At 61.8% G+C, this 24,300-nt stretch carries 27 protein-coding genes and 2 tRNA genes; 8 read left to right on the forward strand and 21 right to left on the reverse strand.

Features of this window, described 5'->3' with window-relative positions; genetic code table 11:
* Positions 1-65: 65 nt before the first annotated feature.
* The 9 genes from AC3WVQ_RS05640 to AC3WVQ_RS05680 form a co-directional block, all read right to left on the reverse strand.
* On the reverse strand, positions 66-851 hold the full coding sequence (locus AC3WVQ_RS05640) for an ATP12 family chaperone protein (protein ID WP_034795626.1): 786 nt from the start codon (positions 849-851) through the stop codon (positions 66-68).
* A complete protein-coding gene (locus AC3WVQ_RS05645; protein ID WP_090302252.1) occupies positions 844-1,509 on the reverse strand; it encodes an HAD-IA family hydrolase in 666 nt (221 codons plus the stop codon). The genes AC3WVQ_RS05640 and AC3WVQ_RS05645 overlap by 8 nt, the downstream gene beginning before the upstream one ends.
* Positions 1,509-2,501 carry an RluA family pseudouridine synthase gene (locus AC3WVQ_RS05650; RefSeq protein ID WP_034795631.1) on the reverse strand — a complete coding sequence of 331 codons (993 nt, stop codon included), beginning with the start codon at positions 2,499-2,501 and terminating at the stop codon, positions 1,509-1,511. Before AC3WVQ_RS05650 ends, AC3WVQ_RS05645 begins: the two co-directional genes overlap by 1 nt.
* 213 nt (positions 2,502-2,714) lie before the next feature.
* Complete coding sequence (gene crcB / locus AC3WVQ_RS05655) at positions 2,715-3,092, reverse strand: fluoride efflux transporter CrcB (protein ID WP_060585477.1); 378 nt, start codon at positions 3,090-3,092, stop codon at positions 2,715-2,717.
* Between the two features lie 72 nt (positions 3,093-3,164).
* Positions 3,165-3,998, reverse strand: coding sequence for an S-formylglutathione hydrolase (fghA, locus tag AC3WVQ_RS05660; protein ID WP_090302254.1), 834 nt, complete (start codon positions 3,996-3,998; stop codon positions 3,165-3,167).
* Positions 3,999-4,022: 24 nt separating this feature from the next.
* Complete coding sequence (locus AC3WVQ_RS05665; RefSeq protein WP_034795640.1) at positions 4,023-4,670, reverse strand: DUF1345 domain-containing protein; 648 nt, start codon at positions 4,668-4,670, stop codon at positions 4,023-4,025.
* 48 nt (positions 4,671-4,718) lie between these two features.
* Positions 4,719-5,159: a YaiI/YqxD family protein gene (locus tag AC3WVQ_RS05670; RefSeq protein ID WP_090302256.1), complete on the reverse strand. Its 441-nt coding sequence runs from the start codon at positions 5,157-5,159 to the stop codon at positions 4,719-4,721.
* 81 nt (positions 5,160-5,240) lie between these two features.
* Positions 5,241-6,368: an S-(hydroxymethyl)glutathione dehydrogenase/class III alcohol dehydrogenase gene (locus tag AC3WVQ_RS05675; RefSeq protein ID WP_077967684.1), complete on the reverse strand. Its 1,128-nt coding sequence runs from the start codon at positions 6,366-6,368 to the stop codon at positions 5,241-5,243.
* 69 nt (positions 6,369-6,437) lie between these two features.
* The gene (locus tag AC3WVQ_RS05680; protein WP_034804375.1) at positions 6,438-6,833 is read right to left on the reverse strand and encodes a helix-turn-helix domain-containing protein; all 396 of its coding nucleotides are present in this window, start codon (positions 6,831-6,833) and stop codon (positions 6,438-6,440) included.
* A gap of 246 nt (positions 6,834-7,079) precedes the next feature.
* Between AC3WVQ_RS05680 and AC3WVQ_RS05685 the strand changes: the two genes are divergently transcribed.
* The gene (locus AC3WVQ_RS05685; RefSeq protein ID WP_060516826.1) at positions 7,080-8,018 is read left to right on the forward strand and encodes a DMT family transporter; all 939 of its coding nucleotides are present in this window, start codon (positions 7,080-7,082) and stop codon (positions 8,016-8,018) included.
* Positions 8,019-8,024: 6 nt separating this feature from the next.
* On the opposite strand, the gene lipB is transcribed toward AC3WVQ_RS05685, so the two are convergent.
* Positions 8,025-8,744, reverse strand: coding sequence for a lipoyl(octanoyl) transferase LipB (gene lipB, locus AC3WVQ_RS05690; protein WP_090295775.1), 720 nt, complete (start codon positions 8,742-8,744; stop codon positions 8,025-8,027).
* Between the two features lie 193 nt (positions 8,745-8,937).
* On the opposite strand from lipB, the gene AC3WVQ_RS05695 reads away from it, so the two are divergent.
* The 3 genes from AC3WVQ_RS05695 to acmB all read left to right on the forward strand — a co-directional run bounded on the left by AC3WVQ_RS05695 (position 8,938) and on the right by acmB (position 10,941).
* A tRNA-Leu gene (locus AC3WVQ_RS05695) sits at positions 8,938-9,022 on the forward strand.
* Positions 9,023-9,406: 384 nt separating this feature from the next.
* Positions 9,407-9,491, forward strand: a tRNA-Leu gene (locus AC3WVQ_RS05700).
* Positions 9,492-9,756: 265 nt separating this feature from the next.
* Positions 9,757-10,941, forward strand: coding sequence for a methyl acetate hydrolase AcmB (gene acmB / locus AC3WVQ_RS05705; RefSeq protein ID WP_110818983.1), 1,185 nt, complete (start codon positions 9,757-9,759; stop codon positions 10,939-10,941).
* A gap of 47 nt (positions 10,942-10,988) precedes the next feature.
* Here acmB and AC3WVQ_RS05710 read toward each other — a convergent pair whose 3' ends face one another.
* Together AC3WVQ_RS05710 and AC3WVQ_RS05715 are read right to left on the reverse strand one after the other, a co-directional pair.
* Positions 10,989-11,258, reverse strand: coding sequence for a hypothetical protein (locus AC3WVQ_RS05710; protein ID WP_060607338.1), 270 nt, complete (start codon positions 11,256-11,258; stop codon positions 10,989-10,991).
* 52 nt (positions 11,259-11,310) lie between these two features.
* On the reverse strand, positions 11,311-11,820 hold the full coding sequence (locus AC3WVQ_RS05715; RefSeq protein WP_110818982.1) for a peptide deformylase: 510 nt from the start codon (positions 11,818-11,820) through the stop codon (positions 11,311-11,313).
* 322 nt (positions 11,821-12,142) lie between these two features.
* Here AC3WVQ_RS05715 and mgtE point away from each other — a divergent pair, with 322 nt between their 5' ends.
* Together mgtE and AC3WVQ_RS05725 are read left to right on the forward strand one after the other, a co-directional pair.
* A complete protein-coding gene (gene mgtE / locus AC3WVQ_RS05720; protein WP_043624851.1) occupies positions 12,143-13,564 on the forward strand; it encodes a magnesium transporter in 1,422 nt (473 codons plus the stop codon).
* 71 nt (positions 13,565-13,635) lie between these two features.
* A complete protein-coding gene (locus tag AC3WVQ_RS05725; protein WP_089044566.1) occupies positions 13,636-14,022 on the forward strand; it encodes a MerR family transcriptional regulator in 387 nt (128 codons plus the stop codon).
* A gap of 80 nt (positions 14,023-14,102) precedes the next feature.
* On the opposite strand, the gene AC3WVQ_RS05730 is transcribed toward AC3WVQ_RS05725, so the two are convergent.
* The 3 genes from AC3WVQ_RS05730 to AC3WVQ_RS05740 all read right to left on the reverse strand — a co-directional run bounded on the left by AC3WVQ_RS05730 (position 14,103) and on the right by AC3WVQ_RS05740 (position 16,410).
* Complete coding sequence (locus tag AC3WVQ_RS05730) at positions 14,103-14,576, reverse strand: methyltransferase family protein (protein ID WP_034796004.1); 474 nt, start codon at positions 14,574-14,576, stop codon at positions 14,103-14,105.
* Between the two features lie 3 nt (positions 14,577-14,579).
* Positions 14,580-15,587, reverse strand: coding sequence for a heparan-alpha-glucosaminide N-acetyltransferase (locus tag AC3WVQ_RS05735; RefSeq protein WP_060517381.1), 1,008 nt, complete (start codon positions 15,585-15,587; stop codon positions 14,580-14,582).
* Positions 15,588-15,717: 130 nt separating this feature from the next.
* Positions 15,718-16,410: a DUF599 domain-containing protein gene (locus tag AC3WVQ_RS05740; protein WP_034795992.1), complete on the reverse strand. Its 693-nt coding sequence runs from the start codon at positions 16,408-16,410 to the stop codon at positions 15,718-15,720.
* Positions 16,411-17,156: 746 nt separating this feature from the next.
* Between AC3WVQ_RS05740 and AC3WVQ_RS05745 the strand changes: the two genes are divergently transcribed.
* On the forward strand, positions 17,157-18,557 hold the full coding sequence (locus tag AC3WVQ_RS05745; protein WP_090295770.1) for an L-serine ammonia-lyase: 1,401 nt from the start codon (positions 17,157-17,159) through the stop codon (positions 18,555-18,557).
* Between the two features lie 120 nt (positions 18,558-18,677).
* Positions 18,678-19,115 (forward strand): DUF1489 family protein, encoded by a 438-nt coding sequence (locus AC3WVQ_RS05750; protein WP_034795986.1) that lies wholly within the window; start codon positions 18,678-18,680, stop codon positions 19,113-19,115.
* Between the two features lie 181 nt (positions 19,116-19,296).
* Here the strand turns inward: AC3WVQ_RS05750 and AC3WVQ_RS05755 are convergent, their stop codons facing one another.
* The 6 genes from AC3WVQ_RS05755 to AC3WVQ_RS05780 form a co-directional block, all read right to left on the reverse strand.
* Positions 19,297-19,566: a hypothetical protein gene (locus AC3WVQ_RS05755; protein ID WP_034795983.1), complete on the reverse strand. Its 270-nt coding sequence runs from the start codon at positions 19,564-19,566 to the stop codon at positions 19,297-19,299.
* Positions 19,567-19,642: 76 nt separating this feature from the next.
* The gene (locus tag AC3WVQ_RS05760) at positions 19,643-21,175 is read right to left on the reverse strand and encodes a serine hydrolase (protein ID WP_110818981.1); all 1,533 of its coding nucleotides are present in this window, start codon (positions 21,173-21,175) and stop codon (positions 19,643-19,645) included.
* 181 nt (positions 21,176-21,356) lie between these two features.
* Positions 21,357-22,091, reverse strand: coding sequence for a hypothetical protein (locus AC3WVQ_RS05765; RefSeq protein ID WP_089044569.1), 735 nt, complete (start codon positions 22,089-22,091; stop codon positions 21,357-21,359).
* A gap of 287 nt (positions 22,092-22,378) precedes the next feature.
* Positions 22,379-22,987, reverse strand: coding sequence for a transglutaminase-like cysteine peptidase (locus AC3WVQ_RS05770; protein ID WP_034795974.1), 609 nt, complete (start codon positions 22,985-22,987; stop codon positions 22,379-22,381).
* Positions 22,988-23,206: 219 nt separating this feature from the next.
* The gene (locus AC3WVQ_RS05775; protein WP_192370796.1) at positions 23,207-23,464 is read right to left on the reverse strand and encodes a hypothetical protein; all 258 of its coding nucleotides are present in this window, start codon (positions 23,462-23,464) and stop codon (positions 23,207-23,209) included.
* 219 nt (positions 23,465-23,683) lie between these two features.
* Complete coding sequence (locus AC3WVQ_RS05780; RefSeq protein WP_060607360.1) at positions 23,684-24,292, reverse strand: PilZ domain-containing protein; 609 nt, start codon at positions 24,290-24,292, stop codon at positions 23,684-23,686.
* Positions 24,293-24,300: the final 8 nt, after the last annotated feature.

Genomic DNA, 24,300 nt, shown 5'->3' on the forward strand with positions numbered 1-24,300 from the left:
AAAGAAAGCGGGCTGCGCGTCGGAAGACACGCAGCCCGCTTCGCATTCCGTGGTATCCGGTGTCGTCAGCGCAGGGCGTCAAGAACCGTGGCGACCGCCTGCATTTCCTGCCAGCGGTTCTCGCGGCGGCGGAAGGCCTCCTCGTCGGTTCCCCAATGTTCGATCTGCCAGTCCTCGTCGACATGGGCGGCCGTCCAGGCTTCTTCGGCGGATATCCGGCCGGAAGCGAAGGCGAGCGCCAGCAACGCAGAGCCGGTCAGGCTCGTCACCGTGTGGACGCAGGTGAGGCCGAGCGGGGTTGCGAAGGCGCGCAGGCCTTCGGCATAGGCGGAAAGTGCTTCCTCCGGCTGCTCCTGGTGGATCACGCCTTCGGCGAGGATGAAACGGGCGCCGAGTGCCTGCTGGGCCCACTCGATCACCGGGTTCCAGATTTCGTTCTGGCGGGCGACGAGGCCTTCCGGGCTATCGGCGCGATAGCAGAGCATGTCCGTTCCGGCGAAACGCAGGATATCGTCGAAGACCGAGCGCTGGTCCTTGGCGACGCCGTCAAGTGCGGTATTGACGATACGCGTGATCGGCATCTTGCCGGGATCGATGACCTCTGCCTGCGCATCCCATTCGGCGGCGAGCATGTCGGCGAGCTTGCGCGTCGGCACGGCAAGCGGCTGCTTGGCCGGCGTGCGCACGGTGCGGCCGTCGAGCAGCACCGCGTGCGTATCGCCATCGGCCGCGGCCACGCTGACGTCCTTGTAGAAGCGCTTCGGCAGCGGCTTCAGCATCTGGATTTGCGCGCGGCGGACCGGATCCTCGTGGCTCATCGCACCGCTGAGTTCGTCGCGAATATCAGACATGATTGTGTTCCATCCATTCAATGATGTCGGCCGGCGTCCGGGCAACGAAATCCGCGCCCGCCTCGATGAGGTCGGGAACGGAAGCATAGCCCCAGGCAACGCCAATGGCGGATGCTCCAGCGGCTTTGGCCATCTGCATGTCGTAGATCGCGTCGCCGATGACGACCGTATCCTTCGCATCTATGCCGGCTTCAAAGCAGCATTCCGTCACCATGGCCGGATGCGGCTTGGAGGGACAGTCGTCGGCGGTGCGGGACACGAAGAAGATCCGGTCGAAGCCGTGAGTCTCGGAAATATGCGTCAGGCCGCGACGCGACTTGCCGGTTACGGCGCCGATCAACAGTGCGTCGCGTGACGACAGCGTCTGCATCATGTCGGCGATACCCGGAAACAGAAGCTCCTGGAAGCCTGCCTCTGCGCGAACGCCGGCGAAGATCGACTTGTAGTGCGCCGTCATCGCCAGCGCCTGATCGTCGACATGTTCGCGGCCGAGCAGGCGCGCGATGGCAATGTCGAGGGTCAAGCCGATAATGCTCTTGGTTGCCGAGAGGGGCGGGCGCTCGAGATCGAAGGCATCGAAGGTGCGCGCCATCACTTCATGGATCAGGCCTCCGCTATCGACCAGCGTACCGTCACAATCAAAAAGCGCCAGTTTCATCAGTCGTCCTCGCCAGGCTCGTTCTCTTCGAAGCCCAGCAGATTCCAGCTCTGGACCATGTGCGGTGGCAGCGGCGCGGTCACGCGCAGGCGACCACCGTCCGGGTGAGGAATATCGATATGGCGCGCGTGCAGATGCAGACGGTTCTGCATGCCGCCGGGCAGGCTCCAGTTGATATCGGCGTCGAAATATTTGGGGTCGCCGAGGATCGGGTGTCCAATGTGCAGTGCATGGACGCGAAGCTGATGGGTGCGGCCGGTATAGGGCTCCATCTCCAGCCAGGCGAGGTTCTGTGCGGCCTGTTCGCGAATACGGTAGTAGGAGATGGCGTGGTCGGCACCGTCTTCGCCGTGTTTGGCGATGCGCATACGGTCGCCATCCGGCGTCTGCTCCTTGACGAGCCAGGTGGAGATGCGGTCTTCGCGCTTGCGCGGCACGCCCTTGACCAGCGCCCAGTAGGTCTTTTTGGTGTCGCGCTCGCGGAAGGCGGCGGTCAGCTTCTGCGCTGCACCCCGGGTGCGGGCGATCACCAACACGCCTGACGTGTCGCGGTCGAGCCGGTGGACGAGACGCGGCTTTTCGCCCTTCTGGTTGGTCCAGGCTTCAAGCATCTTGTCGATATGTCGGTTGACGCCCGAGCCGCCCTGAACGGCAAGGCCGGCAGGCTTGTTGAGCACGATAACCTTGGCGTCCTCGTGCAGCACCATGCGCGACAGCAGTTCGCCGTCAGGTGAGTTCCTGAGGTCGCGTCCGGCGATCGGCCCGGTCTTGGTTTCCTTGGGATCCACTCCGAGCGGCGGAATGCGGATCGTCTGGCCGGGCTGGATCCGCGTGTCGGATTTGGCGCGGGCACCGTCGACGCGGATCTGGCCGGAGCGCAAAAGCTTCTGCAGCGGGCCGAAGCCCAGTCCCGGAAAGTGCACCTTGAACCAGCGATCCAGGCGCATGCCCGCCTCGTCACCGTCCACTTGCCTGTGTTCTATGCCTGCCATTTGAGCGAACCTGCCTTCTGTTTGGTCGCAGCGTCGCGCGTCGGTCCGAAGCCCCTGCGTTGGGATGACGCAAAGAGGAAGCTTCAGGCGCGCAAAGGCTGCCGCAATATTTTCGTTGCTGCATGACAATGCCCTCGAAGCGACAACGGTTGAAGGACAATGCAGCAATGCGCCGCGTGTCCCCTGGATACGCAGCGCCTGTAAGACGAGCCTTTAGACTATTGCGCGCATCAGAGCCAGCCCGCTGAAGACCGCGAGGATCGAAAGCGCGACACTGGCGATGACATAGACGGCCGATAGCATGACATCGCCGCGCTCGAAGAGCGTGATTGCGTCCAGCGAGAAGGCGGAAAAGGTGGTGTAACCGCCGAGAATGCCGGTGATGAGGAAGACACGCATGTCCGGCGAGGCGCCGAACTTGCGCATGATCACTTCGGCGAGCACGCCGATCAGGAACGACCCCGTTATGTTGACGCCAAACGTGCCCCAGGGAAAGCCGGACCCGAAGCGGTGAACGGCCCAGAGACCGACGAGATAACGCAGCATCGAGCCGATCGCACCGCCGGTGCCAACAAGGAGAAGGTGGGTCATCAGTCGCTCCGGGTAGGTTGACGGCGCAATTCCGCGAAAGCGGCTTTCATACGGAATTGCGCCATTCGGTGGCTAGATCAGCCGCTCGGCATGCCAGCGCAGATGATCGTCCATGAAAGTCGAGATGAAGTAGTAGGAATGGTCGTAGCGTTCATGCATGCGCAGCGTCAAATCGATGCCGGTGCCCTTGACCGCTTCCTCGAACAGCCAGGGACGCAGGCCGTTTTCAAGGAAGCTGTCGGCCTTGCCCTGATCGATCAGGAACTCGGGGAAGCGCGCACCATCCTTGACGAGCGCGCAGGCATCATATTGGCGCCATGCGGCGCGGTCCGCGCCCAGATATTTCTCGAAGGCGCCGATCGACCAGTCGGCGGTCGAAGGCTCGACGATCGGGGCGAAGGCCGAGCAGCTCTTGAAGCGGCCCGGGTTCTTGAGCGCGATGGTCATGGCGCCGTGACCGCCCATCGAATGGCCGAAGATGCCCTGGCGGCTCATGTCCATGCGGAAGTGCTGGCTGACGAAGGCGGGCAGCTCCTCGGTGATGTAGCTATACATCTGGTAGTGCTCGGCCCAGGGCGTTTCGGTGGCATCGAGATAGAAGCTTGCGCCCTTGCCCATCTGCCAGTTCGTCAGTTCGTCGGGAACATCAGTGCCGCGCGGACTCGTATCCGGGCAGACGACGATCAAGCCGAGCTCGGCGGCCATGCGCCGGTACTCGCCTTTCTCCATGACGTTCGCATGTGTGCAGGTGAGGCCGGAGAGATACCAGAGCACCGGCCGCGGCTCGTTGATTGCCTGTGGCGGTACGAAGACGGCGAAGGTCATCTCGCCCTTGCAGGCCCTGGAATCGTGCGAAAAGACGCCCTGCATGCCGCCGAAGGCGGTGTTTTGCGAAAGGACTTTCATGGGATGCTCCTTGGATAAAGATGCTCAGCCGGCAAGCTGCACGGCCGCATTGACGGCGGCGGCGACGAGCACGGTGTTGAAGAAAAACGATACGATGGCGTGTATCAGGTTGATGCGCCGCATGGCCGTCTTGGTGATGGCGACATCGGAGGTTTGCGCCGTCATGCCGATGACGAAGGAAAAATAGAGGAAGTCAAAGCCGCCGGGCTCGGGCGTTTCGGGAAAATCGAGTCCGCGTGCCGGTTCGGTGGTCGGACCATCGGGCGCTGGGACCCAATAGACATGGGCATAGTGCATGGCCGCCATCATGTGGATCGTTGCCCAGCCGAGCACGACGGAGGCAAAGGCGAGGCCGAGCGCCAGCGCCGAGCCGGACTTCTCGCCGTTGAGCGCGAAAAACAAGGATACGAGCGAACTTGCGGCTGCCCCGAACGTCACGAGCAGGATCACGACCTCGGGCTCGTCGGTGTTCCTGGCATGGGTCTTCAGATGCCGGCCAGTCATCATCCGCAAGCGCCGCCAGCATAGGACGAGATAGACGCAGAAGAAGGTGATCGCTGCCCCTTCAAGGGCGAAACGCTGCGCCACGAACCAGAGGACAGGCACGCTTGCGAGCGCGCACAGAATGGCAGTGTAAAACGGCCAGTGCCTGAGCTTAGTCGTCGCTGCCATGCTAGTGCCCCTGCGATTGCGGGCCCCATGGTCCCGCCCGTTGTGCGATCATTTTCTCGACTGACGCGCGAGTCGGTCAAGGGTTTCGAGGAAGGCGGATCGATCGCGCGGTGTGAAGGCGGCGTTGTAGCCCTTGCTCTCGCCGGTCTCGCGCAGGTGCTGTCCGAGATCGCGCATCGCAGACGCCATGCCGATATTGCCCTTGTCGAAGATCCGGCCGGAGGGGCCGGTGACAAGTGCGCCGGCGGCAACGCAGCGAACGGCAAGCGGCACGTCGGCGGTAACGACGATATCGCCCTCGTGCGCCCGTTCGGCGATCCAGTTGTCGGCCGCGTCGAAGCCTGCCGAGACGATGACATTGTGCACCATCGGGTCGCGCGAAGGGCGCAGGCCCGAATTGGCGACCAAGGTCACCTCGATCCCGTGGCGCTCGGCCACTCTCAGGATTTCGGCTTTCACCGGGCAGGCGTCTGCGTCGACATAGATCATTTTGAATCAACTTCTCAACGGGACTGAAAAAGGCGCCGGAAATCAATCGTCTCCGGCGCCTCCTTGAATCAAAATAGCAGCTTAGTAGAGAACGACCGAGCGGATGCTCTCGCCAGAATGCATCAGTTCGAAGCCCTTGTTGATGTCTTCGAGCGGCATCGTGTGGGTGATCATCGGGTCGATCTCGATCTTGCCCTCCATGTACCAGTCGACGATCTTCGGCACGTCGGTGCGGCCGCGCGCGCCGCCAAAGGCGGTACCCATCCAGGTGCGACCGGTGACGAGCTGGAACGGCCGCGTGGAGATCTCCTGGCCGGCGCCGGCAACGCCGATGACGACCGACTTGCCCCAGCCGCGATGCGAAGCCTCGAGCGCCTGGCGCATCACCTTGGTGTTGCCGGTGCAGTCGAAGGTGTAGTCGGCGCCGCCGATCTGGTCGGCTCCGCGCTTGGTCATGTTGACGAGGTAAGGCACGATGTCGTCGCCGACCTCCTTCGGGTTGACGAAGTGGGTCATGCCGAAGCGTTCGCCCCAGGCCTTCTTGTCGTTGTTGAGGTCGACACCGATGATCATGTCGGCGCCGGCAAGGCGCAGGCCCTGAATGACGTTGAGGCCGATGCCGCCGAGACCGAAGACGATCGCAGTCGCACCCATTTCCACCTGTGCCGTGTTGATGACGGCGCCGATGCCGGTCGTCACGCCGCAGCCGATGTAGCAGATCTTGTCGAAGGGGGCGTCCGGGTTGACCTTGGCAACCGCGATCTCCGGCAGCACCGTGTAGTTGGCGAAGGTCGAGCAGCCCATGTAGTGGTGGATCTTGTCCTTGCCGATCGAGAAGCGCGAGGTGCCGTCGGGCATCAGGCCTTGGCCTTGTGTCGAGCGGATCGCGGTGCACAGATTGGTCTTGCGCGACAGACACGATGGGCAGGAGCGGCACTCGGGCGTGTAGAGCGGGATGACGTGGTCGCCCTTCTTCACCGAGGTCACGCCCGGGCCGACGTCGACGACGATGCCGGCGCCTTCATGGCCGAGGATCGCCGGGAACAGGCCTTCCGGATCGGCGCCGGACAGGGTGAAATCGTCGGTGTGGCAGATGCCTGTGGCCTTGACCTCGATCAGCACTTCGCCGGCCCGCGGGCCTTCGAGCTGAACCGTCATGACCTCGAGCGGCTTGCCTGCCTGAACGGCAACGGCGGCGCGTACATCCATCTATTTTCTCCTTGGACTGAAATGACGTCGGGCCGCCAGAACGGCGGCCCTAAGTGGAATCGCAATAGGTTATCGAATGTTCTGTTGAACGCGATTGAGTTCCATCTCAAGAGCGGCAATCGCCTTGCCGGTCTGTTCGTGCAGCTTCTTGACGAGGGCGAGCTGCTCGCGCAGGCCGTCCTTCTCGTCGATTGCGTCGGCATCCGGCGCGCGGCCGAGCCCGGCGATCAGCCAGGCCGGGGTGACGCCGAGTACGCCTGCAAGCATGAACAGCCGGTTTGTGCGGGGTTCGGCCCGATCCCGTTCCCAGGCCGCGATGGTCTCCGTGCGCACGCCGAGTTGATCGGCCAGTTCCTTGGCGCTGAGATTTGCGGCGTCGCGCGCCCTCCAGATGCGTCCTCCCAGCGTATCACCGTCGCTGGTGTCGCGCAGGCGGGCAATCATCGTTTCGGTGGACAAGCGCATGGACATCTCCTTTGCCACGGTCACGTTCAAAGGTCCCGAACCATGGGGGCCGACGGCCGACCTTTAGATCCGGGGCGGAAGATTGTCCTGAGCTTATAGGCATTTGGGCGGCGAGGGACCACCCCGAAGCGCCAAAAACACCGTCAATTGCGGCTAGGGCGCGGATAGTTCCTTGCCCGTCGCATCTTCGGCCGTTGAAAACCAACGCGTAGGCTCTAATGTGCGGCGGCCACAGGAGCTTGCCCCATGACAGACGCCCGAACTGCGACCACCGACCACACCGACACGGTGATGCAGGGCGTCGCCATCATGCTCTTTGCCATGGTCATCCTGCCGGGCATGGACGTGATTGCGAAATACATGGCCGTCTATGAGGGCATGTCGCCGGGGCAGGTGACCTTTTACCGCTTCTTCTTCCAACTGGTGGCGACGCTACCGATGCTGCTTGGCGCCGGTGGCCTGCGGGCGCTGAGGCCAAAGCGGCCCTGGGCCAATCTGCTGCGCGGTGTACTGCTGGCGACCGCGGCCTTGTTCTTCTTCATATCGGTGAAGTACATGCCGCTTGCCGACACCTTCGCCATCTATTTCGTCGAGCCCTTCATCCTGACCTGTCTTTCGGCGGTGTTCCTCAAGGAAAGAGTGGGCTGGCGGCGCTGGCTCGCCATTGTCGTCGGTTTCGGTGGAGCGATGATCGTCATCCAGCCGAGCTTTGCCGCTTTCGGCCTAACCGCGCTGTTGCCGGTTGCCTGCGCCTTCGTCTTTGCCTGCTACCTGCTCCTCAACCGTGCTGTCGGTACCGGCGACTCGCCGCTAACGATGCAGACAATTGCCGGCATCGGCGGCACATTGACGATGGCGCTGGTGATCCTGATCGGCAACGGCATGGGCAGCGCCGATTTCGTGCCGTCGCTGCCGAAGTCGCCGCTTGGCTGGATGCTCGTGATCGTGCTTGGCGCGCTGTCCGGCTACGGCCATCTGCTGGTGGTCAAGGCGTTCCGGGCGGCACCCGTCTCGCTGCTCGCACCGTTTCATTATTTCGAGATCGTCACGGCGACGGCGCTCGGTTATCTCATCTTCGGAGACTTTCCGTCGCTCTCCAAATGGCTTGGTATCGCCATCATCGTTGGCTCGGGCCTCTTCATCATCTGGCGTGAGCGGCAGGCTGGACGTCGAACGGCAAGTTGAACGGGCTTACGGCGCGTCGTTCCGCGTCGGACCGAACACGGTCTCGAAGGCCTCGCGCAAGCGGATGTCCACGTCCGGCATCATTACGGGCAGGCCGAGATCGACGAGGCTGGTGACGCCATAACCGCGAATGCCGCAGGGCACGATGCCGCCGAAATGGTCGAGATCCGGGTCGACGTTGAGCGCAAAGCCATGGAAACTCACCCATTTGCGCAGGCGGATGCCGATCGCGGCGATCTTGTCTTCCGACATGGAGCCGTCGGGCAGGGCAGGCTTTTCCGGGCGCCGCACCCAGACACCGACCCGGTCTTCACGCCGCTCGCCCCGAACGTTCATCGAATCGAGCGTGGAGATGACGACGCTTTCGAGTGCCGCGACGAAAGCGCGTACGTCCTGCTTCCTGCGCTTGAGGTCGAGCATGACGTAAACGACGCGCTGGCCCGGGCCGTGATAGGTGTATTCGCCGCCGCGGCCGGTGGCAAAGACCGGAAAACGGTCGGGCATGACGAGATCGGCGGCGTCGGCACTGGTGCCGGCCGTATAGAGCGGCGGATGCTCAACGAGCCAGACCAGTTCATCTGCGGTGCCGGCGGCAATCGCCGCGGCTTCCTGCTCCATCAGCTCGACGGCCTGCGGATAATCGACCAGTTCGGAGGCAATCCGCCAGCGAACCGGGGGTGATTCCGGAGGGGAAAACATGTCCTGGCTCAGATTTTCACGCTGCATTCGCTCGGCATTCCTGTTTTTTGGAGCCTGTACATGGGATGGCGCGAGGCAAGAGTCCAGCGTTTCCGGGGCTCCTTGGGCGGGCTGTTGAAATAGTTTCATTTCCCGTCAAAATTCTGTCGTGATCCCCTTGTGCCCCCCAGGGGCTTTTGCTACATGCAGCCCCGTCGACGCAAGTCGGCCCTACCACGATGCGGTCGTGGCGGAATTGGTAGACGCGCAGCGTTGAGGTCGCTGTGGGGCAACCCGTGGAAGTTCGAGTCTTCTCGACCGCACCAAAAAAACCCGGCTTCGGCCGGGTTTTTTGTTTTTAATCCTGGTGTTAGCCAATTAGGCCTTCTGCCCGGGCGCAACCGGCGCATCCCTTTGTCTTCCAGTCCATATCATGCGTTCGAATAGGGGTGGCGGCCGTCGCTGATCTTGCGCGCGAATGCCGAACGAATTGCCGACGATCCCGTCGTGGCGAGAGCGAGCCTCGAAAGGCGTCGGGGAGGTTCGTTCGCTGGTCTGAAATGCGCGCGCTGAACGCCGTCTTTTCGTGCCGCTCTGTGAATGCCCTCCCGTCCGTCGCCATCGTTTAATTTGTCCACAGCCATCCCTTGTGCACTCAAGGGGCTTTTGCTACATGCAGCCGCGCCGACGCAAGTCGGCCCTACCACGATGCGGTCGTGGCGGAATTGGTAGACGCGCAGCGTTGAGGTCGCTGTGGGGCAACCCGTGGAAGTTCGAGTCTTCTCGACCGCACCAAATACCCGGCTTCGGCCGGGTTTTTTGTTTCAAATCCATGTTTAGCTTCCCCGTTCTGGCGCACCCTGATCGGCGGCATCGTGATGCCTTCTGGCAATCCGAGTCTCGCTCGTTTCGCGCTGGGTTGGCCGACGGCACTCTTTTTCCACAGCCGTTAGAAAATGGCTTGGGCCGCCCTTTGATGTTAAGATTTGCGCGGCGGTTCAACGTGAAGGGTGGCACGACCGCCACGCGTGTCGAAGCCTTGGCTGTGCGGGAGGTTCCTTTGTCCGGCGATCTCAAGACTGCTGCCGATGCAATCCTCAATGCCGCGGTCGCTTCCGCCGATGGCGTGCCAGGCGTTGTCGCAATCGCCACGGATCGCCATGGCAATTTTTACGCGGGCGCCACCGGAAAGCGCTCTTTGGCTGGCGCGACGGATATGACCATCGACAGCGTCTTTGCGATCTTCTCGATGACGAAGGCGATCACGGCGACGGCCTGCCTGCAATTGGTCGAGGAGGGCAAGCTCGATCTCGACGCTCCCGCCAGGCAATACGCGCCCGAAATCGGCACGCTGCAGGTGATCGAGGGGTTTGACCTCGCGGGGAATCCGAAACTCCGCCCGCCCAAACGGGACATCACCACGCGCATGCTGCTCCTGCACACGGCCGGTTTTGGCTACGATTTTTTCAACGAGACCTATGCCCGGTTGGCGCGGCAACATGGACAGCCGAGCGTGATCACCGCGTCCCATGCATCCATCCGGACGCCTTTGCTCTTCGATCCCGGCGACGACTGGGAATATGGGAGCAGCCTGGACTGGGCCGGGCAGGTCGTGGAGGGCATCACCGGCAAGCGGCTTGGCGCTGTGATGGCGGAACGCATCCTCCAGCCGCTTGGCATGGAGGACACCGGTTTTGCAATGACCGCATCCATGACATCCCGCGTGGTTACCTTGCACCAAAGGGACGACGCCGGACGTTTGTCGCCGTTGCCTGATTTCAGGCTCCCGCAGGACCCGGAGGTCCAGATGGGCGGGCACGGTCTCTATTCGACGGCCGTCGACTACGCCAAATTTATCCGCATGTGGCTCAACGATGGGATGTCGCCCGGCGGTCGGGTGCTAAAGACGGAAACGGTCGAAATGGCGGCAAGGAACGGCCTCGGAGAAAGGAAGATCAAGAGGCTCCCGGGGGTAATAAGAAGCCTGTCGCACGACGCCGAATTTTTCCCCGGCATACCGAAGTCCTGGGGGATAAGCTTCATGATCAACGATGAAGCAGCACCGACGGGGCGGCCAGCCGGTGCGTTAGCCTGGGCGGGGCTTGCGAACCTCTACTACTGGATAGATCGCCAAAACGGTCTCGGTGGCCTGTGGGCGACACAGATACTGCCCTTTGCCGATCCCGTTTCGTTCGGGAGCTATCTCGATTTCGAAACGGCGGTGTACGCGGCTCGAAATACATAGCGGCGACGGGCGACAGAGGTCGCTGCGCCCGTACGCCCTGATCCGTGTCAGTTGTTGCCGGCAGGTCCGCTCTGGTCCATGCGGCGGCGGACGAGCTTGTAGGTGCGGTCGGGCTGAACTTCGTAGGTCTCGTAGACCATCTGGCCTTCATACATGAAGCGGTTCTGGATCATGGCGCCCGGTGCGGCCTGTGTCTTCCTGTTGGCCGCGTTCTCGCCATAGGTCAGGCTCTGGGGCAGGGGCTCGAGATCTTGCTGGGCGCTGTTGCAGCCGGCGAGCGCGAGGAGGCCGATGAGGGCGAGATAGGTCGGTTTCATGGTTCGGTCCTTGGTGACTATGACGTGATGTTGCGAGCAGGGAATCGGTGCGCTAGCCGCGCGCCTGCTCCCTGGTCAGCTTTTCGAACTTCTTGATGGCGCGGTCGCGCTTCAGGCGCGAGAGCCGTTGTGTCCAGAAGATGCCGTCGAGCTGGTCGATTTCGTGCTGCAGGCAGGTGGCCATGAAGCCGTCGGCTTCCTCGTCGATCGTCTCGCCGCCAAGCGTCTGGTAGCGGACGCGAACGGCGCGGGGGCGCTCGACCTCTTCAAGGATGCCCGGCATCGAGACGCTGCCTTCCGTATGGGTCGCCTTCTCGTCGCTACACCAGATGACCTCCGGATTGACGAAGGTCCTGGCGCCGCTTTCGCGATCGAGCTCGATCACCGTCAAGCGCTCCAGGATGCCGATATGCGGCGCGGTGATACCGACGCCGGGGGCGTCCCGCATCGTGTCGAGAAGGTCCGCGGCCAGCGCCTCTAATGCCGCGTCGAAGCGGGTGATCGTCTCCGCCTTCCGCGTCAGCAGCGGGTTGGGAAAGCGGACAATGGGGCGAATGGCCATCAGATCTTCCTTGGCGGCGCCAAATGGGTGTTGCGCCTCCGATATCTCGACTGAAGTGCTAGCCGATCGCGCAGTCGATGTCGACTGTGTCGAGAAGCAGCCGGTTTTTCATGTATTTGCAACAGCTTGAATAAATCTGTTGTTGCGGCGCGCCCGGTGGTATCTGTGCTGTGGACCTCGGCAGGGCTTTGCGCTAGCAGGCTGTAAGGCCAGAATTCCCGCCCATGGCGGCGGATGAGGGTGAGGCAAACGTCAGTGGACGCATTCTTTCCGGCTCGCGAGGCGGACGGCCGGGAAGCAGCAAATCGTTTCGAGGGCGCGCATGAGCAATACTGGCGACGAAGACCGCGGCTCAGAAGACGTCAAGGCCTTTGACGGCTCGGACATTTATGCCGACGACGGTTCTATCCGCTCTGATTTTCTCATGCATGTCGGCGCGGCAATCGCCGACCGCGATACGATCTATCTGCGCCAGCACGTTGCCGGCCTGCACTCGTCGGAAATGGGTGACCTGCTCGAGGCGATCCAGCCCGATCAGCGCCTGGCGCTGGTTTCGCTGCTCGGCAAGGAATTCGACCTTTCGGCACTGACGGAGGTCGACGAAGCGATCCGTCTCGATATCGTCGAGCACATGCCGAACGAACAGATCGCCGAGGCCATCGGCGAGATGGATTCGGACGATGCGGTCTACATTCTGGAAGACCTGGACCAGGAAGACCAGGACGAGATCCTGGCGAAGCTGCCGTTTACCGAACGGGTTCGCCTGCGCCGCTCGCTGGATTACCCCGAAAGCACGGCCGGCCGGCGCATGCAGACCGAGTTCGTGGCGGTGCCGCCATTCTGGACCGTCGGCCAGACGATCGACTATATGCGCGAAGACGAGGACCTGCCGGAGAGTTTCACGCAGATCTTCGTGATCGACCCGACCTTCAAGCTGCTCGGCGCCATGGACCTCGACCGCATCCTCCGAACCAAGCGTTCGGTCAAGGTCGATGCGATCATGCACGATACGAGCCATGCCATTCCGGCCGAGATGGACCAGGAAGAGGCGGCCCAGCTATTCGAGCAATACGACCTTCTTTCTGCGGCCGTCGTCGATGACAATGGCAGGCTTGTGGGCGTGCTCACCATCGATGACGTCGTCGACGTCATTCAGGAAGAAGCCGAGGAAGACTTGCTGCGCCTGAGCGGCGTCGGCGACGAAGAACTCTCGGACTCCGTCGGGGAGGCATCGCGCTCGCGCGTGCCCTGGCTGTTCATCAATTCGATGACCGCCTGCATCTCCGCTTCGGTCATCGGCCTCTTCGACGCGACGATCCAGCAGATCGTGGCTCTCGCCATCCTGATGCCGATCGTTGCGGGCATGGGCGGCAATGCCGGTTCGCAGACGATGACCGTTACCGTGCGCGCGCTCGCAACACGGGGTCTCGACATTCACAACGCGCCGCGCATCATCCGGCGTGAAGCCGGCGTTGGACTGCTCAACGGCATGATCTTCGGCACGCTGATCGGGCTTCTTGCCGGTCTCTGGTTTCAGGACCCGAACATCGGCGGCATCATCGCAACTGCGATGCTGATCAACATGATGGCTGCGGCCCTTGGCGGCATCCTCGTGCCGCTCTGCCTCGATCGCTTCGGCGCCGACCCGGCGGTCTCTTCCGCCGTCTTCGTGACGGCCATTACCGATATCACCGGCTTCTTCAGCTTTCTCGGCATCGCCACTTGGTGGTTCCATGTCACGTAACGTGGCGCGTTGTTTGACTTTTACGTCAAGGTCAACGATAGTGCATGCCCAGGAACACATGGAATGGCAGCGTGGATAAATACTATAGCATCACCGAATTGACGCGGGAATTCGGCATTTCCACGCGAACGCTGCGTTTCTATGAGGACGAGGGCCTCATCCATCCGGAGCGCCGTGGTCGCACGCGCCTGTTCCGGCCGGCCGACCGGCGGCTCATTCAGGAGATTCTGCGAGGGCGCCGCATCGGCTTCACCATCGCCGAGATCCGTGAAATCATTCAGGTCTACAAGGACCCTCCCGGCGAGCTCGGCCAGCTTCAGCTGCTGATGTCGCGCGTCGAGGAAAAGCGCGAAGAGCTGCGCCAGAAGCGCAAGGACATCGACGATACGCTGACGGAACTCGACAATGTCGAGGAAGCGTGCCTGACGCGTTTGGCCGAAATCGGCGTCGGCACCTGAAGGGTCGCTGGTTTATGTCTGGAATTTTCGAAGGGTAGCGTTCGCGCTGCCCTTTTTGCTGCGTGTATCCCTGCCGGCGCTCAGATCCAACGGCTGGTATGCCGGCAGTAGCGCTCGAATTCGAAACCGAAGCGCGACAGCAGGTGCCGCTCTTCATTGCGGATGGCAAAGAGTGTGGTCAGCATCACGGCTGCAATCGCCATGATGAAGAACCACGGATTGAGCGTCGCCAGCCCAAAGCCGATCATCATCAAGGTGTAGCCGAGATAGATCGGATTGCGCGTGAAGCGGAACGGACCGTAGGTGACCAGGCATGTGGCTGATCGGTAGGGCATGACCGCCGTATGCCGATCGAGCAGCGTTTTGACGGCCCAGAGGGCCAGCCAGATCGCAACGATAATCAGGGCGCCGCCGCTGATCCAGGGAAACCAGCCGTGGCCATGTGCCACCGGAATGGGAAAATGTCGCGCCAGTAGAAGCGCCGCAAGAGTGGCGACCCCGTAGAGAAGGGCCGGCCATGGGAAGTTCAGCGGCTTGGCACGATAGGCATTCATGTCCTAGTCCCCTGATTGCACGTTCATTGTGCATTGCTGCGCGATTCGCGCAATGCGTTCATCGCTGCTGACGTTGATCTCTCCCCTGTTCAGGCTGTCGAACAGGTTCTGTTCCACCAGACGGTCGAGGGTACAGCCGCAGAAGCTGTCGCACGGCACGGCAGGATTTCCCTGGTTGCAGGCCGCAACGCAATTGCTGCGGTAGGCTTCCTTGGGATCCGGCAGTGTCGGCGGAGAGATCAGCGAGAAGAGATAGACCAGTCCGATGAGCACGGGCTGGTGAATGAGGTATATGGCCAGACTGTGACGGCTGCCGAAGACGAGGGGCGTCATCCACAGCCGCCCCTTGCCATCTGTGGAGGGCCGGCTTGCAAGCGCGGATACCAGCCGCGCGTGGAAGAGCTTGGCGGCACCAAGGCCGAGCAGAAACGGCCCGAGCCACGGCAACAGCGGCACGTAGTCGTTGGACCGTGGCAGCGTCTCGGACAGACCGACCCACCAAAGCCAGGGCGCATCGAAGATCGGCGAGCGCAGATAGAAGGGTGCCGCGATGGCCGCGGCGGCTGCGGCGAAGGAAACGACGGCAGGAAGCCTGAGGAATATCAGGCCGATCAGGCTTGCCGCGGCGATCGCATGCAGGATGCCGAAGAAGATGAAGGTGTCCGGGAAGGCAAAATAGGTGGCAATCGTGATCAACGCTGCGGCGCCGGCGATCTTGGCGAAACGGCGCAGGAACGCGTTGATGCGGATCGTCGGCCATTGTCCGAGCACGAGGCTGTAGCCGGCAAGAAACAGGAAGCTGCTGGCAATCAGCCGCGCAAAAATCTTCCAGCCGCCGGTGCCGGCCGTGCCTGCTGCGACATAGCCGAAGAACTCGAGGTCCCAGACGAAGTGATAGGTCGCCATGGCAAGCAGCGCCACGCCGCGCGCGACATCGATGAAGGCGAGGCGCCTGCCTGTCGGTTTCGCTGGGGTCTCTGCTGCCGGTGCGGTCACATGGATATCGGACATGGGCATTCGCCATCCTGTTGGCGTGAAGAAGAGTGGCAGGCCTGGCTTGCGCCAGGCACGCGTCCTTGATTGCTGACGGAACGCCGCGGCTGCGATCCGCAGCCGTCCGGCGCGCCGGTTGCGCGGATTGTCAGGGTGTTGCGTCCTTGAGGAGCGCGGAACGCGCCTCCGAGAAGAACTGTCTGCGGGTCAAGACGAAGATGACGAAGACGGTGAGCGCCACGAACACATAGGGGCTGATGAACCAGCCGAGATAGCCGATCGAAAGAAAGATCGCCCGGAGACCGGCGTTGAAGTGCTTGGCGGCAAGCACGTTCATGCGGATCGCCCGTTCGGCCGCCTTCTCCGCCGCATGTCGATCCCGCTGCATGTCGGCGGTCATCGGGATGCCACCCATCAGGATCGAGCAATAGTTGAACAGCCGGTAGGACCAGCCGAACTTGAAGAAGGAGTAGCCGAAGAGGCAGGTGAGGCCGCCGACCTTCAGCTCGAACGCCGTGCGCCCGCCATGGAAGACATAGGGCATGTCGGCAAAGATCATCTGCGCCTGTTCGGTAGCGCCGAGCAGTGCGAAGCAGCCGCCGAGCGCGAAGATGGTCGTTGAAGCGAAGAAAGCGGTGCCGGCCTGGAGCCCCGCGATGATCTGCGTATCGATCATCTTCAGGTCGCGGTTGAGCGAATTGCGGATCCAGCGGCCGCGATGCTCGTTCATGAGGCGCGTAAGACTCACGCGTTTGAAGCCGCGCGTGCCATCGGTCGCCCAGCTGAAACCCGCCCAAAGCAGGATAAACACGACAAGCGCTATGTAATCTTCGAAGGTCATACACGTGTTTTTGGCATGGCTTTTGGAAATTGCAAGGTGGCCGGGGCGGTGTCGGAATCCGCGACGCGTCAACTACTGTGATGAAATTGCGGCGGAATTTCTTCCCGGCCGTACCGACCATTTGTGCGGTTTTCACCAGGATCCTGTGTTCGGTCGCACGGGCTTGACACCTTTCCGCCACATTCCCCCATTGCGCATTTACGCTTTCTTCAATATGCATGGCCCCAGACGCGGGCGCCCACTGTGCTGCCCGCGGCCGTTGAGAGTGTTTTCGGAGACATCATGGACAATACAATTCAGAAGTCTTGCTGGGGCGTAACTGCACGCGCCGTGGCTGGTTTCGCTGGCGTTCTTGTTCTTGCTTATCTTTTCGGCGGCCTTTGATATCTAGTATCTAGAAAAGTCCACTGATTGACGGCGCGGCTTCCCAAAAGCCGCGCCGTTTTTGATTCCAGGCAACCAGTGGCGCTACCCGGAGCCCTTGCGGGAGGTCAATGTCGCACGGACGGGATCGAATGTCGGTTGACCGCCTGACGGCCTGCTATGGGATCGCTTAGGCTTCGTTCCTATATCTGCTTGCGGATCTCCTTAAATCGGCACCGATCAAGGCGTAAAATCCACCAGCAAATAAGAGGGTATCACGCCGGTTCGCATAGACTTCGAAGCGTGGTATCGAGGCAATCGTGAATGCGGTGCCGGGCGATCATGCCCGTGCGTCGCGGGTCAGTCTCCGGGGCAGGCAGCTTATGTTTCTTTCCGTCTTCGACGTGTTCAAGATTGGTATCGGGCCTTCGAGCTCGCATACGATGGGGCCGATGTCGGCCGCCAATCGCTTTCTCGATCTCATCCTTTCCGACGACTGGCCACGTCCGTCCCATGCCTCCGTTGCGGCGATCAAGGTGAGCCTGCACGGTTCGCTCGCCCACACCGGCATCGGCCACGGAACGGGCAGGGCGGTGATCCTCGGACTCGTTGGCGAACGCCCGGATCTCGTCGATCCGGATCGCATGGATGCCCTCATCGATGAGGTCGAACGCACGGGCCGCATTACACCGCCGGGCCATCCGTCCTACGAATTCCAGCCGAAGACCGATCTGGTTTTCGACAAGAAGGTGCCGTTGCCCGGCCATGCCAACGGCATGTCGTTTTCTGCCTTCGACCGCGACGGCCGCCTGCTGTTGAAGCGGATCTACTATTCGATCGGCGGCGGCTTCGTCGTGACCGACACGGAACTTGAGGCCATGCGCGCCTCGAAGAACAAGGCGACGGGCGTCAAGGTGCCGTTCCCGTTCTCCTCGGCCCAGGAAATGCTGGACATGTCTGCGCGCTCAGGCTTGACGATTGCGCAGATGAAGCGGGCGAACGAAGAGGCGGCGATGTCGCCGGACGAGCTGAACGCCGGGCTCGACCGCATCTGGGGCGCCATGAGCAATTGCATCGACCGGGGCTTGAGCCAGGACGGCATCATGCCCGGCGGCTTGAAGGTTCGCCGCCGCGCCCGCTCGATCCACGACAAGCTGCAGGAGGAGTGGCGTTCCAACAAGGCCAATCCTCTGCTCGCCAACGATTGGCTGAGCGTCTACGCAATGGCGGTCAACGAGGAAAATGCCGCCGGCGGCCGCGTCGTCACTTCGCCCACCAACGGTGCCGCAGGCGTGGTGCCGGCGACGATCCGCTATTACATGCATTTCCATGACGACGCCGACCAGGAAGGCATTCGCGACTATCTGCTGACGGCTGCCGCGATCGGCGGCATCATCAAGCACAACGCCTCGATTTCCGGCGCTGAGGTCGGCTGTCAGGGCGAGGTCGGCTCGGCGTCCGCGATGGCGGCGGCGGGCCTTGCTGCCGTTATGGGCGGTACCCCCGAGCAGATCGAAAATGCGGCCGAGATTGCACTCGAACATCACCTCGGTATGACCTGCGATCCTGTGGCCGGCCTCGTGCAGGTGCCCTGCATCGAGCGCAATGCGCTTGGAGCGGTCAAGGCGGTGACGGCCGCTTCTCTGGCGCTCAAAGGTGACGGCAAGCATTTCGTGCCGCTCGACGCCTGCATCGAGACGATGCGGCAGACGGGCGTCGACATGAACGAGAAGTACAAGGAAACATCGACCGGCGGTCTTGCGGTCAACGTTGTCGAATGTTGAGGCTTGCAAGCCTCTCGAAGCCCAGACGCCGGTGTATCGACCGGACGTATTGCGGTGATTGTGGATGAACGACGTCTGGCCGCTTGACCGCAACGGCCGGACGGGTGTTCAAAAAAAGCCATGTCTCTACATCTCATAAAGCTCTGCGTCGGAGCGGAATCGATCGAGGACCTGCGCGAATGGGTTTCGCGCAAGGCGATGGCGGCCATGGCCGCCGGCCTCGAGCCGCACTCGTTCCACACGACGCGCATGGTGCCCAAGCGCGTGGAGGAACTGCTGGAAGGCGGCTCGCTCTACTGGGTGATCAAGGGCAGCGTGCAGGCGCGCCAGCCGCTCATCGGCATCGAGACCTTTACCGACGGCGAAGGTATCGGCCGTTGTAATCTGCTGCTGGGTCCGGAAGTGATCGAAACCGAACTGCAGCCGCGTCGCGCGTTTCAGGGATGGCGTTACCTGACCGACAAGGACGCCCCGCGCGACCTGGCGTCGCTATCGGGCGGCGGCTCCGAGATGCCGCTCGAACTGCGGCGCGAACTGGCCGAACTCGGGCTTCTCTAGAAGTCATATGCCGCGGGCATTTTGCTGAGCTCTTGGCAATCGAGCGGCAACCAACGCGTCCTTGAAGGTGTCGCCTGCTTTCGCACTCTTCTGCGCGCGCGAAACGGCCCTACCGAGGCCGCACCATCATCCAGCCAGAAAGCAAAAAGGCGGCCGTGGCCGCCTTTCGAACTGTGAATGTTCAGGTGATCCGCATCTTCAGCGGATGGCGCCGGTTTGGCGCCGTCACGTGAAGGTGGATGCCGGCGCGCGGCTGGGTCGAGCGCCAGGCTCGAGCTCCGTGCGTCAAAAGCATGCCGACGAGATCGCGTGTCTTGGCCTTCGATCGATTGAGGCCGAGATCGGCGATGCGCATGGCCGCCTCGTGCAGGGGGTGCAGATTGATGCGCGACGGTTTAGCCCGTCGCCCCGGCAGCGGGGTGACACCCGGAACGTTCTCGTTCATTGCCATGTTTAACCTCGTTACGCTGTACAAATCCGAGGAAGGCGGCCGGAAAACAAACACATCCGGCCGCCAAATTTCGTCGCTACTGCTGGCTGGCCCAGCAGGAGATGCCTTTCTTCTTCAAGGCCTTGCAGGCGTTGACTGCCGAATTCTGGTCATCGAAGCCGCCGAAGCGGGCGCGGTAGACCTGGCCGAAGGCGACGGTGAACGGCTGCGCGTTGCGCAGTGCCTTGCCACCCTTGTCCTTGGCGTTGCCGAGCAGCGTCATGGCCTGATCCTTGTCCGGAGTGGCACCGATCTGGATCACCCAGCCCTGCGGCTGCGCCGGCATCGGCTCGGCCTTTGCGACTTCAGCAGGCTCTGCCTTGGCAACAGGTTCTGCCTTCTTCGGCACGGAATTGGTGATCTGGGTGTCGACCATCGCTGCGGTCGCAGGCTGGCGAAGCTTCAGGCTCTGCGCGTCGAGCGTGTTAGGAACGATTTTCGGAGAAAGGACAGGGTTGTCCGATGCACGCTTGTTGCCGGCATAGGCCATCTGCACGCTGCTGGCGCTTTCGCCGTTGTAGCGGAAATCCGGAACGGGACCGGTGTTGGGCAAGTCATGGCCAGTGGCGACGGCTGCGACGACCGGCGTCTCGGCAACGGGCGCTGCGGCTGCAACCTGGGTCTCTTCGGCCGGAACGGGGGTCGGCTTCGTCTCGGCAATCAGGTTGCCGTTGCCGCGACGCGATGCGTCCGGCATGTACTTCGCAACCAGGCGGCGCATCTGTGCATCGCGGCTGGCGCCCGAGGTGCCGCCCATGACGACGGCGACGATGCTGCGGCCGTCGAGTTGGGCCGAGGTCACGAGGTTGAAGCCGGAAGCACGCGTGTAGCCGGTCTTGATGCCGTCGACGCCGCGCACATTGCCGAGTAGGCGGTTGTGGTTGCCGATGGTCTGCTTGCCGAAGCGGAAGCTGCGCGTGGAGAAGTAGTCGTAATATTGCGGGAAATGCTGACGAAGCGCGAGGCCGAGGCGGGCCTGGTCGCGTGCGGTCGTGCGCTGTTCCGGATTGGGCAGGCCGTTGGCGTTGCGGTACGTCGTGCGCGTCATGCCGAGCGCGCGCGCCTTGTTCGTCATCATGCGGGCGAAGCGTTGCTCGGAACCGCCGAGATACTCGCCAAGTGCCGTGGAGGCATCGTTGGCCGACCGTGTAACGAGCGAAAGGATCGCCTGTTCGACGGTGATCGACTGGCCGGCGCGCACGCCGAGCTTCGACGGAGGTTCCGCGGACGCATTTTTCGAGAAGGGAATCTGCGTGGACTTGCTGATCCGACCGGCTTCGAGCGCCTCGAAGGTGAGGTAGAGCGTCATCATCTTGGTGAGAGACGCCGGATAGCGCAGTTCGTCGGCATCCTCGCCATAGAGGATCTTGCCGGTCTTGGCATCGACGACGATGCCCGAATATTTGGGATTGGCGTAGGTCGACGCCGCAAAGCCGGGCAACACAAAGGCGACCGAGGCAATGGTGCCTGCCAGGACGACCCGCTTTACCATCTTTGAAAGAGCGCCGAACGGGCGCTTCGCGAGATCAAAAAAACCGGTTTGGGACACTACGCTGCTCTTTATTCTCATGTCATGGGGTTGTCCGGACGCCGCCTCCGGGAACGACCGTTCTCGAGACAGTATCGGCATAGCGTTACCAATCGGTTTATGATGAATGATTGGTTTCCGGAATCGGACGCATTCGTACAAAGACAATTCCGGTGTAGCGCAATGATGCGGTGCCTGCCTGCACCACATCAGTTGGACGAAATCAGGGCACGATTCGGCTTTTGATGAAAGCTGTAATCGCGTTGTCGATTTCCTTCCATTGCGGCAACAGTTTATTGGCGAAGCGGTAGAGCACGACGAGGTCCTTGCCGGCATGAATGTCGCGCTGGCAGTCGGCGCTGGTCGATATGGTTTGCGCATCGGATTTCAGACAGCGCACCACGTAGGGCGCCTGGCCTGTCCGCTCCGCAGTATAAAAGACTTCGCCTGCGTAGCTGGAGGCAGCTTTGGTCGCATGTAAAAGCAGTCCGTTCGGCCCGGGGGATGGAGTGCCGTCGAAGACCTGCTTGTAGATCGGCTCCACCCGACCCGACATGTCGCGGGACATCGTGCTTTGCGAAATCTGCAGGAAGATCAGATTTTCAGGCGCGTCGACGTCGTTGAAGAGGTCGCGATTTTCGTCGCTGTAACCTTCAAGGCCGGGCCATGTCAGGTAGACATCGACACGCCCGACGATCGAGGTGGCACGTTGGGCCTCGAAGCGGATCATGTTCGCCGGCAGCCGCAGATGATCCTGTCCGATGAAGATATCGTAGGGCTCCCTGCTGGCGGTGTGACCGGCCAGCGCCAGGTTTTCGCCGAACCATCTTCCCGCGAACGCGATTGCCGCCGTCAGGGCTGCGAGCACAACAACGACCGCCGTCACCCGGTAGATGAAGCGGGCCGACAGCAGCGGCCGGAGTTCCGGTTCGTCTATCCCGTTTGGAGCGTTGCTCATGGTGGCCGTCCCGTCGCGTTGGCCGCGCCCAAGTCGAGTGTCGAGCCCTTGGTTGGCGGCGGACCGAAGTGTGGCGGACGCCGCTTGCCCGACGCTGGTCGAAGACGGTTAACTTTCGATGAATGCCCTATGCCTGCGTGCGTCCGGGGAGACAAGGCCGCATAAAAAACGGCCGGTTCCGAGGGACACGGAACCGGCCGAGGCTCGGTCTGGACGGGGAAAATGGACTGACCGAGGCCCGTTGGGAGAGACGTCCGCCGGGTGGCGGCTCGCCTGTGTTTCAGATCTTACTGTGTGCGAACGCTACCGACGGCAACGGTGCGGCCGTCCTGAAGCTTGACCCAGCGGCCGGAATGCTCGGTCGATTGGCGCTTGAGGTAGGTGTATTCGGTATCCGACCACAGCAGCACCTTGTTGCGCATGTTGTCGAGGATGAAGTCGCCGCGGTCGGTGCGAACGGTGAGGACGGCATGGCCGTCGCCATTCGGCTGCAGCACGACGGTGATCAGCAGGTCGGATGCGGAGAAGCCGTTTTCGATCAGCTTGCGGCGCTTCAGGAGGACGTAGTCTTCACAATCGCCGACGGTTTCCGGATAGGACCACTTCTCTTCGACGCCATGGATTTCCATGTCGGTCATCGGAGTGATCGCCTGGTTGACGTCGTAGTTGATCTCGAGAATTTTCTGCCAGCCTTCGCGGGTCAGCACCATCGGGCCGCCATCCTTGCCGTTGGAGGTGCACTCCGACGCATAGATCTTGCAGAACTCGTAGTGGCCGATCGGCGGGTTGGTGGAGCCGGTCACGACCATGTTGGCCGGAAGCGCCTGAGCCGTGCCGAAAAGGCCGCCGGTGAAAAGGACCGCAACCGCGATCAGCTTGGTGATTGTCTTGAGCATGATTGTCTCCCCGTTATGGTTCGACAATGGCACAGACGTTTTTATCGCTCGCGAACTTGCGAGCTAAAAACAAGTACAAATGAAAGTCGTATAAGAATAAAACAAGAATAGAATTTTATTTGTATTTGAATCGAATTTGAATCAAATTTTATCGATTTTAGCTCCGCCCGCTGGTGGAGACGTAATTTGTTAAGCATTTAACCCGCTGTATTTGCTTGGTTATGCGGGAAACGAGCGACTGGGCGGTGCAAAAACTGCGGCGCGGCCACGGCAGGAGATGCGTCTTTGCAGCGTCTCTACTTGACACTTCAGGAGAGTTTTGACTTGAAATATGCGTTTTCGCTTGAATTCCACCGGAAAAATATTTGCGGACGACGAGAGCATTTTGATCGCGGCGCCGGACTTGTCTCGAAATGATCCAGGCGCGGATGCGGCGCGCTTCTGCTCGCGAAAACCGCTCCGGTTGCCACCGATCATCGTGTGTCTTCGGGCTCGGGGACGTAGGGCCTAAGCGAGCACGCCTTTAGCGCGTTCTCTCGGGCGTAGCCGAGCGGAGCGATGTGGGAGCGGGGGTTCTTTGCCGCACAAAAGAAGCACGAAGACGGTTTTATGTCTGAAGGACAGTTCGGGAGATGGTCGGGCTAGGAGCGTTGCTCAATGCAAGGCGGGTAGCCGAAGGACGGCGCAGGCGCGCCGTTAGAGGAATTCGGTCAGTGCCTCACGGGACTGGATGCCCAAGAACTCGATGGCGCAGCCTTCCTGGAAGTGACGGACGATCCGGCCCTTCATATTTCCCAGGAGGATGGCGGTTCCGATCGGTGGGCGGTTCTCGATGTCGACGGCAGCACCGGACAGCGAAAGGTCGATGATGCGGCACGGGAACTTCTCGCCCGTGTCGAGCGTCAATTCGGTTACCGTTTTGCGCGGCGCAAGGCGATCGTGGCGGCGGTCTTCGGGCAGGCCGAGCTCATGCTTGTTGGCGATCCAGGTGAGTTGGGCCGCGAGCTTCTCGCGCTTGCGCTCGGTCGCGTTGAGCTGGATGACGAAAGCGCCATCGGCGATGCGAGACACCGTGCCTTCGAGGCGACCGACGTGATCGACATAGGCGATGATGCGTTCGCCCGCGCGCGGCTGGGCCGGCGAGGAAAGCAGGACGTCGCCGGGCGACATGTCGATGGCGGTGCACTCGAACTCGTCATGATTGGCAAGCATCAGCCGCCCCGCCAGATTCACGGAAACGCGCTGGAACGCACCTTCGTGGTGCGGTTTCGGAGCGGTATTCTGTGCGTGCTGAAACGAGAACATGATGACTC

This window comes from Ensifer sp. EB106-05-01-XG146 (assembly GCF_058791875.1).

What these genes read in the sequence shown, in the direction of transcription:
- AC3WVQ_RS05680 (WP_034804375.1), bottom strand. Translation starts at nt 6,833, where the DNA reads ATGCGCTTGTCCACCGAAACGATGATTGCCCGCCTGCGCGACACCAGC.
- AC3WVQ_RS05745 (WP_090295770.1), top strand. Translation starts at nt 17,157, where the DNA reads ATGTTTCTTTCCGTCTTCGACGTGTTCAAGATTGGTATCGGGCCTTCG.
- AC3WVQ_RS05775 (WP_192370796.1), bottom strand. Translation starts at nt 23,464, where the DNA reads ATGATCGGTGGCAACCGGAGCGGTTTTCGCGAGCAGAAGCGCGCCGCA.
- fghA (WP_090302254.1), bottom strand. Translation starts at nt 3,998, where the DNA reads ATGAAAGTCCTTTCGCAAAACACCGCCTTCGGCGGCATGCAGGGCGTC.
- AC3WVQ_RS05685 (WP_060516826.1), top strand. Translation starts at nt 7,080, where the DNA reads ATGACAGACGCCCGAACTGCGACCACCGACCACACCGACACGGTGATG.
- AC3WVQ_RS05770 (WP_034795974.1), bottom strand. Translation starts at nt 22,987, where the DNA reads ATGCTCAAGACAATCACCAAGCTGATCGCGGTTGCGGTCCTTTTCACC.
- AC3WVQ_RS05715 (WP_110818982.1), bottom strand. Translation starts at nt 11,820, where the DNA reads ATGGCCATTCGCCCCATTGTCCGCTTTCCCAACCCGCTGCTGACGCGG.
- AC3WVQ_RS05750 (WP_034795986.1), top strand. Translation starts at nt 18,678, where the DNA reads ATGTCTCTACATCTCATAAAGCTCTGCGTCGGAGCGGAATCGATCGAG.
- crcB (WP_060585477.1), bottom strand. Translation starts at nt 3,092, where the DNA reads ATGACCCACCTTCTCCTTGTTGGCACCGGCGGTGCGATCGGCTCGATG.
- AC3WVQ_RS05765 (WP_089044569.1), bottom strand. Translation starts at nt 22,091, where the DNA reads ATGAGCAACGCTCCAAACGGGATAGACGAACCGGAACTCCGGCCGCTG.
- AC3WVQ_RS05740 (WP_034795992.1), bottom strand. Translation starts at nt 16,410, where the DNA reads ATGACCTTCGAAGATTACATAGCGCTTGTCGTGTTTATCCTGCTTTGG.
- lipB (WP_090295775.1), bottom strand. Translation starts at nt 8,744, where the DNA reads ATGCAGCGTGAAAATCTGAGCCAGGACATGTTTTCCCCTCCGGAATCA.
- AC3WVQ_RS05710 (WP_060607338.1), bottom strand. Translation starts at nt 11,258, where the DNA reads ATGAAACCGACCTATCTCGCCCTCATCGGCCTCCTCGCGCTCGCCGGC.
- AC3WVQ_RS05645 (WP_090302252.1), bottom strand. Translation starts at nt 1,509, where the DNA reads ATGAAACTGGCGCTTTTTGATTGTGACGGTACGCTGGTCGATAGCGGA.
- AC3WVQ_RS05640 (WP_034795626.1), bottom strand. Translation starts at nt 851, where the DNA reads ATGTCTGATATTCGCGACGAACTCAGCGGTGCGATGAGCCACGAGGAT.
- AC3WVQ_RS05730 (WP_034796004.1), bottom strand. Translation starts at nt 14,576, where the DNA reads ATGAATGCCTATCGTGCCAAGCCGCTGAACTTCCCATGGCCGGCCCTT.
- AC3WVQ_RS05755 (WP_034795983.1), bottom strand. Translation starts at nt 19,566, where the DNA reads ATGGCAATGAACGAGAACGTTCCGGGTGTCACCCCGCTGCCGGGGCGA.
- AC3WVQ_RS05735 (WP_060517381.1), bottom strand. Translation starts at nt 15,587, where the DNA reads ATGTCCGATATCCATGTGACCGCACCGGCAGCAGAGACCCCAGCGAAA.
- AC3WVQ_RS05650 (WP_034795631.1), bottom strand. Translation starts at nt 2,501, where the DNA reads ATGGCAGGCATAGAACACAGGCAAGTGGACGGTGACGAGGCGGGCATG.
- AC3WVQ_RS05780 (WP_060607360.1), bottom strand. Translation starts at nt 24,292, where the DNA reads ATGTTCTCGTTTCAGCACGCACAGAATACCGCTCCGAAACCGCACCAC.
- AC3WVQ_RS05670 (WP_090302256.1), bottom strand. Translation starts at nt 5,159, where the DNA reads ATGATCTATGTCGACGCAGACGCCTGCCCGGTGAAAGCCGAAATCCTG.
- AC3WVQ_RS05675 (WP_077967684.1), bottom strand. Translation starts at nt 6,368, where the DNA reads ATGGATGTACGCGCCGCCGTTGCCGTTCAGGCAGGCAAGCCGCTCGAG.
- AC3WVQ_RS05665 (WP_034795640.1), bottom strand. Translation starts at nt 4,670, where the DNA reads ATGGCAGCGACGACTAAGCTCAGGCACTGGCCGTTTTACACTGCCATT.
- mgtE (WP_043624851.1), top strand. Translation starts at nt 12,143, where the DNA reads ATGAGCAATACTGGCGACGAAGACCGCGGCTCAGAAGACGTCAAGGCC.
- AC3WVQ_RS05760 (WP_110818981.1), bottom strand. Translation starts at nt 21,175, where the DNA reads ATGAGAATAAAGAGCAGCGTAGTGTCCCAAACCGGTTTTTTTGATCTC.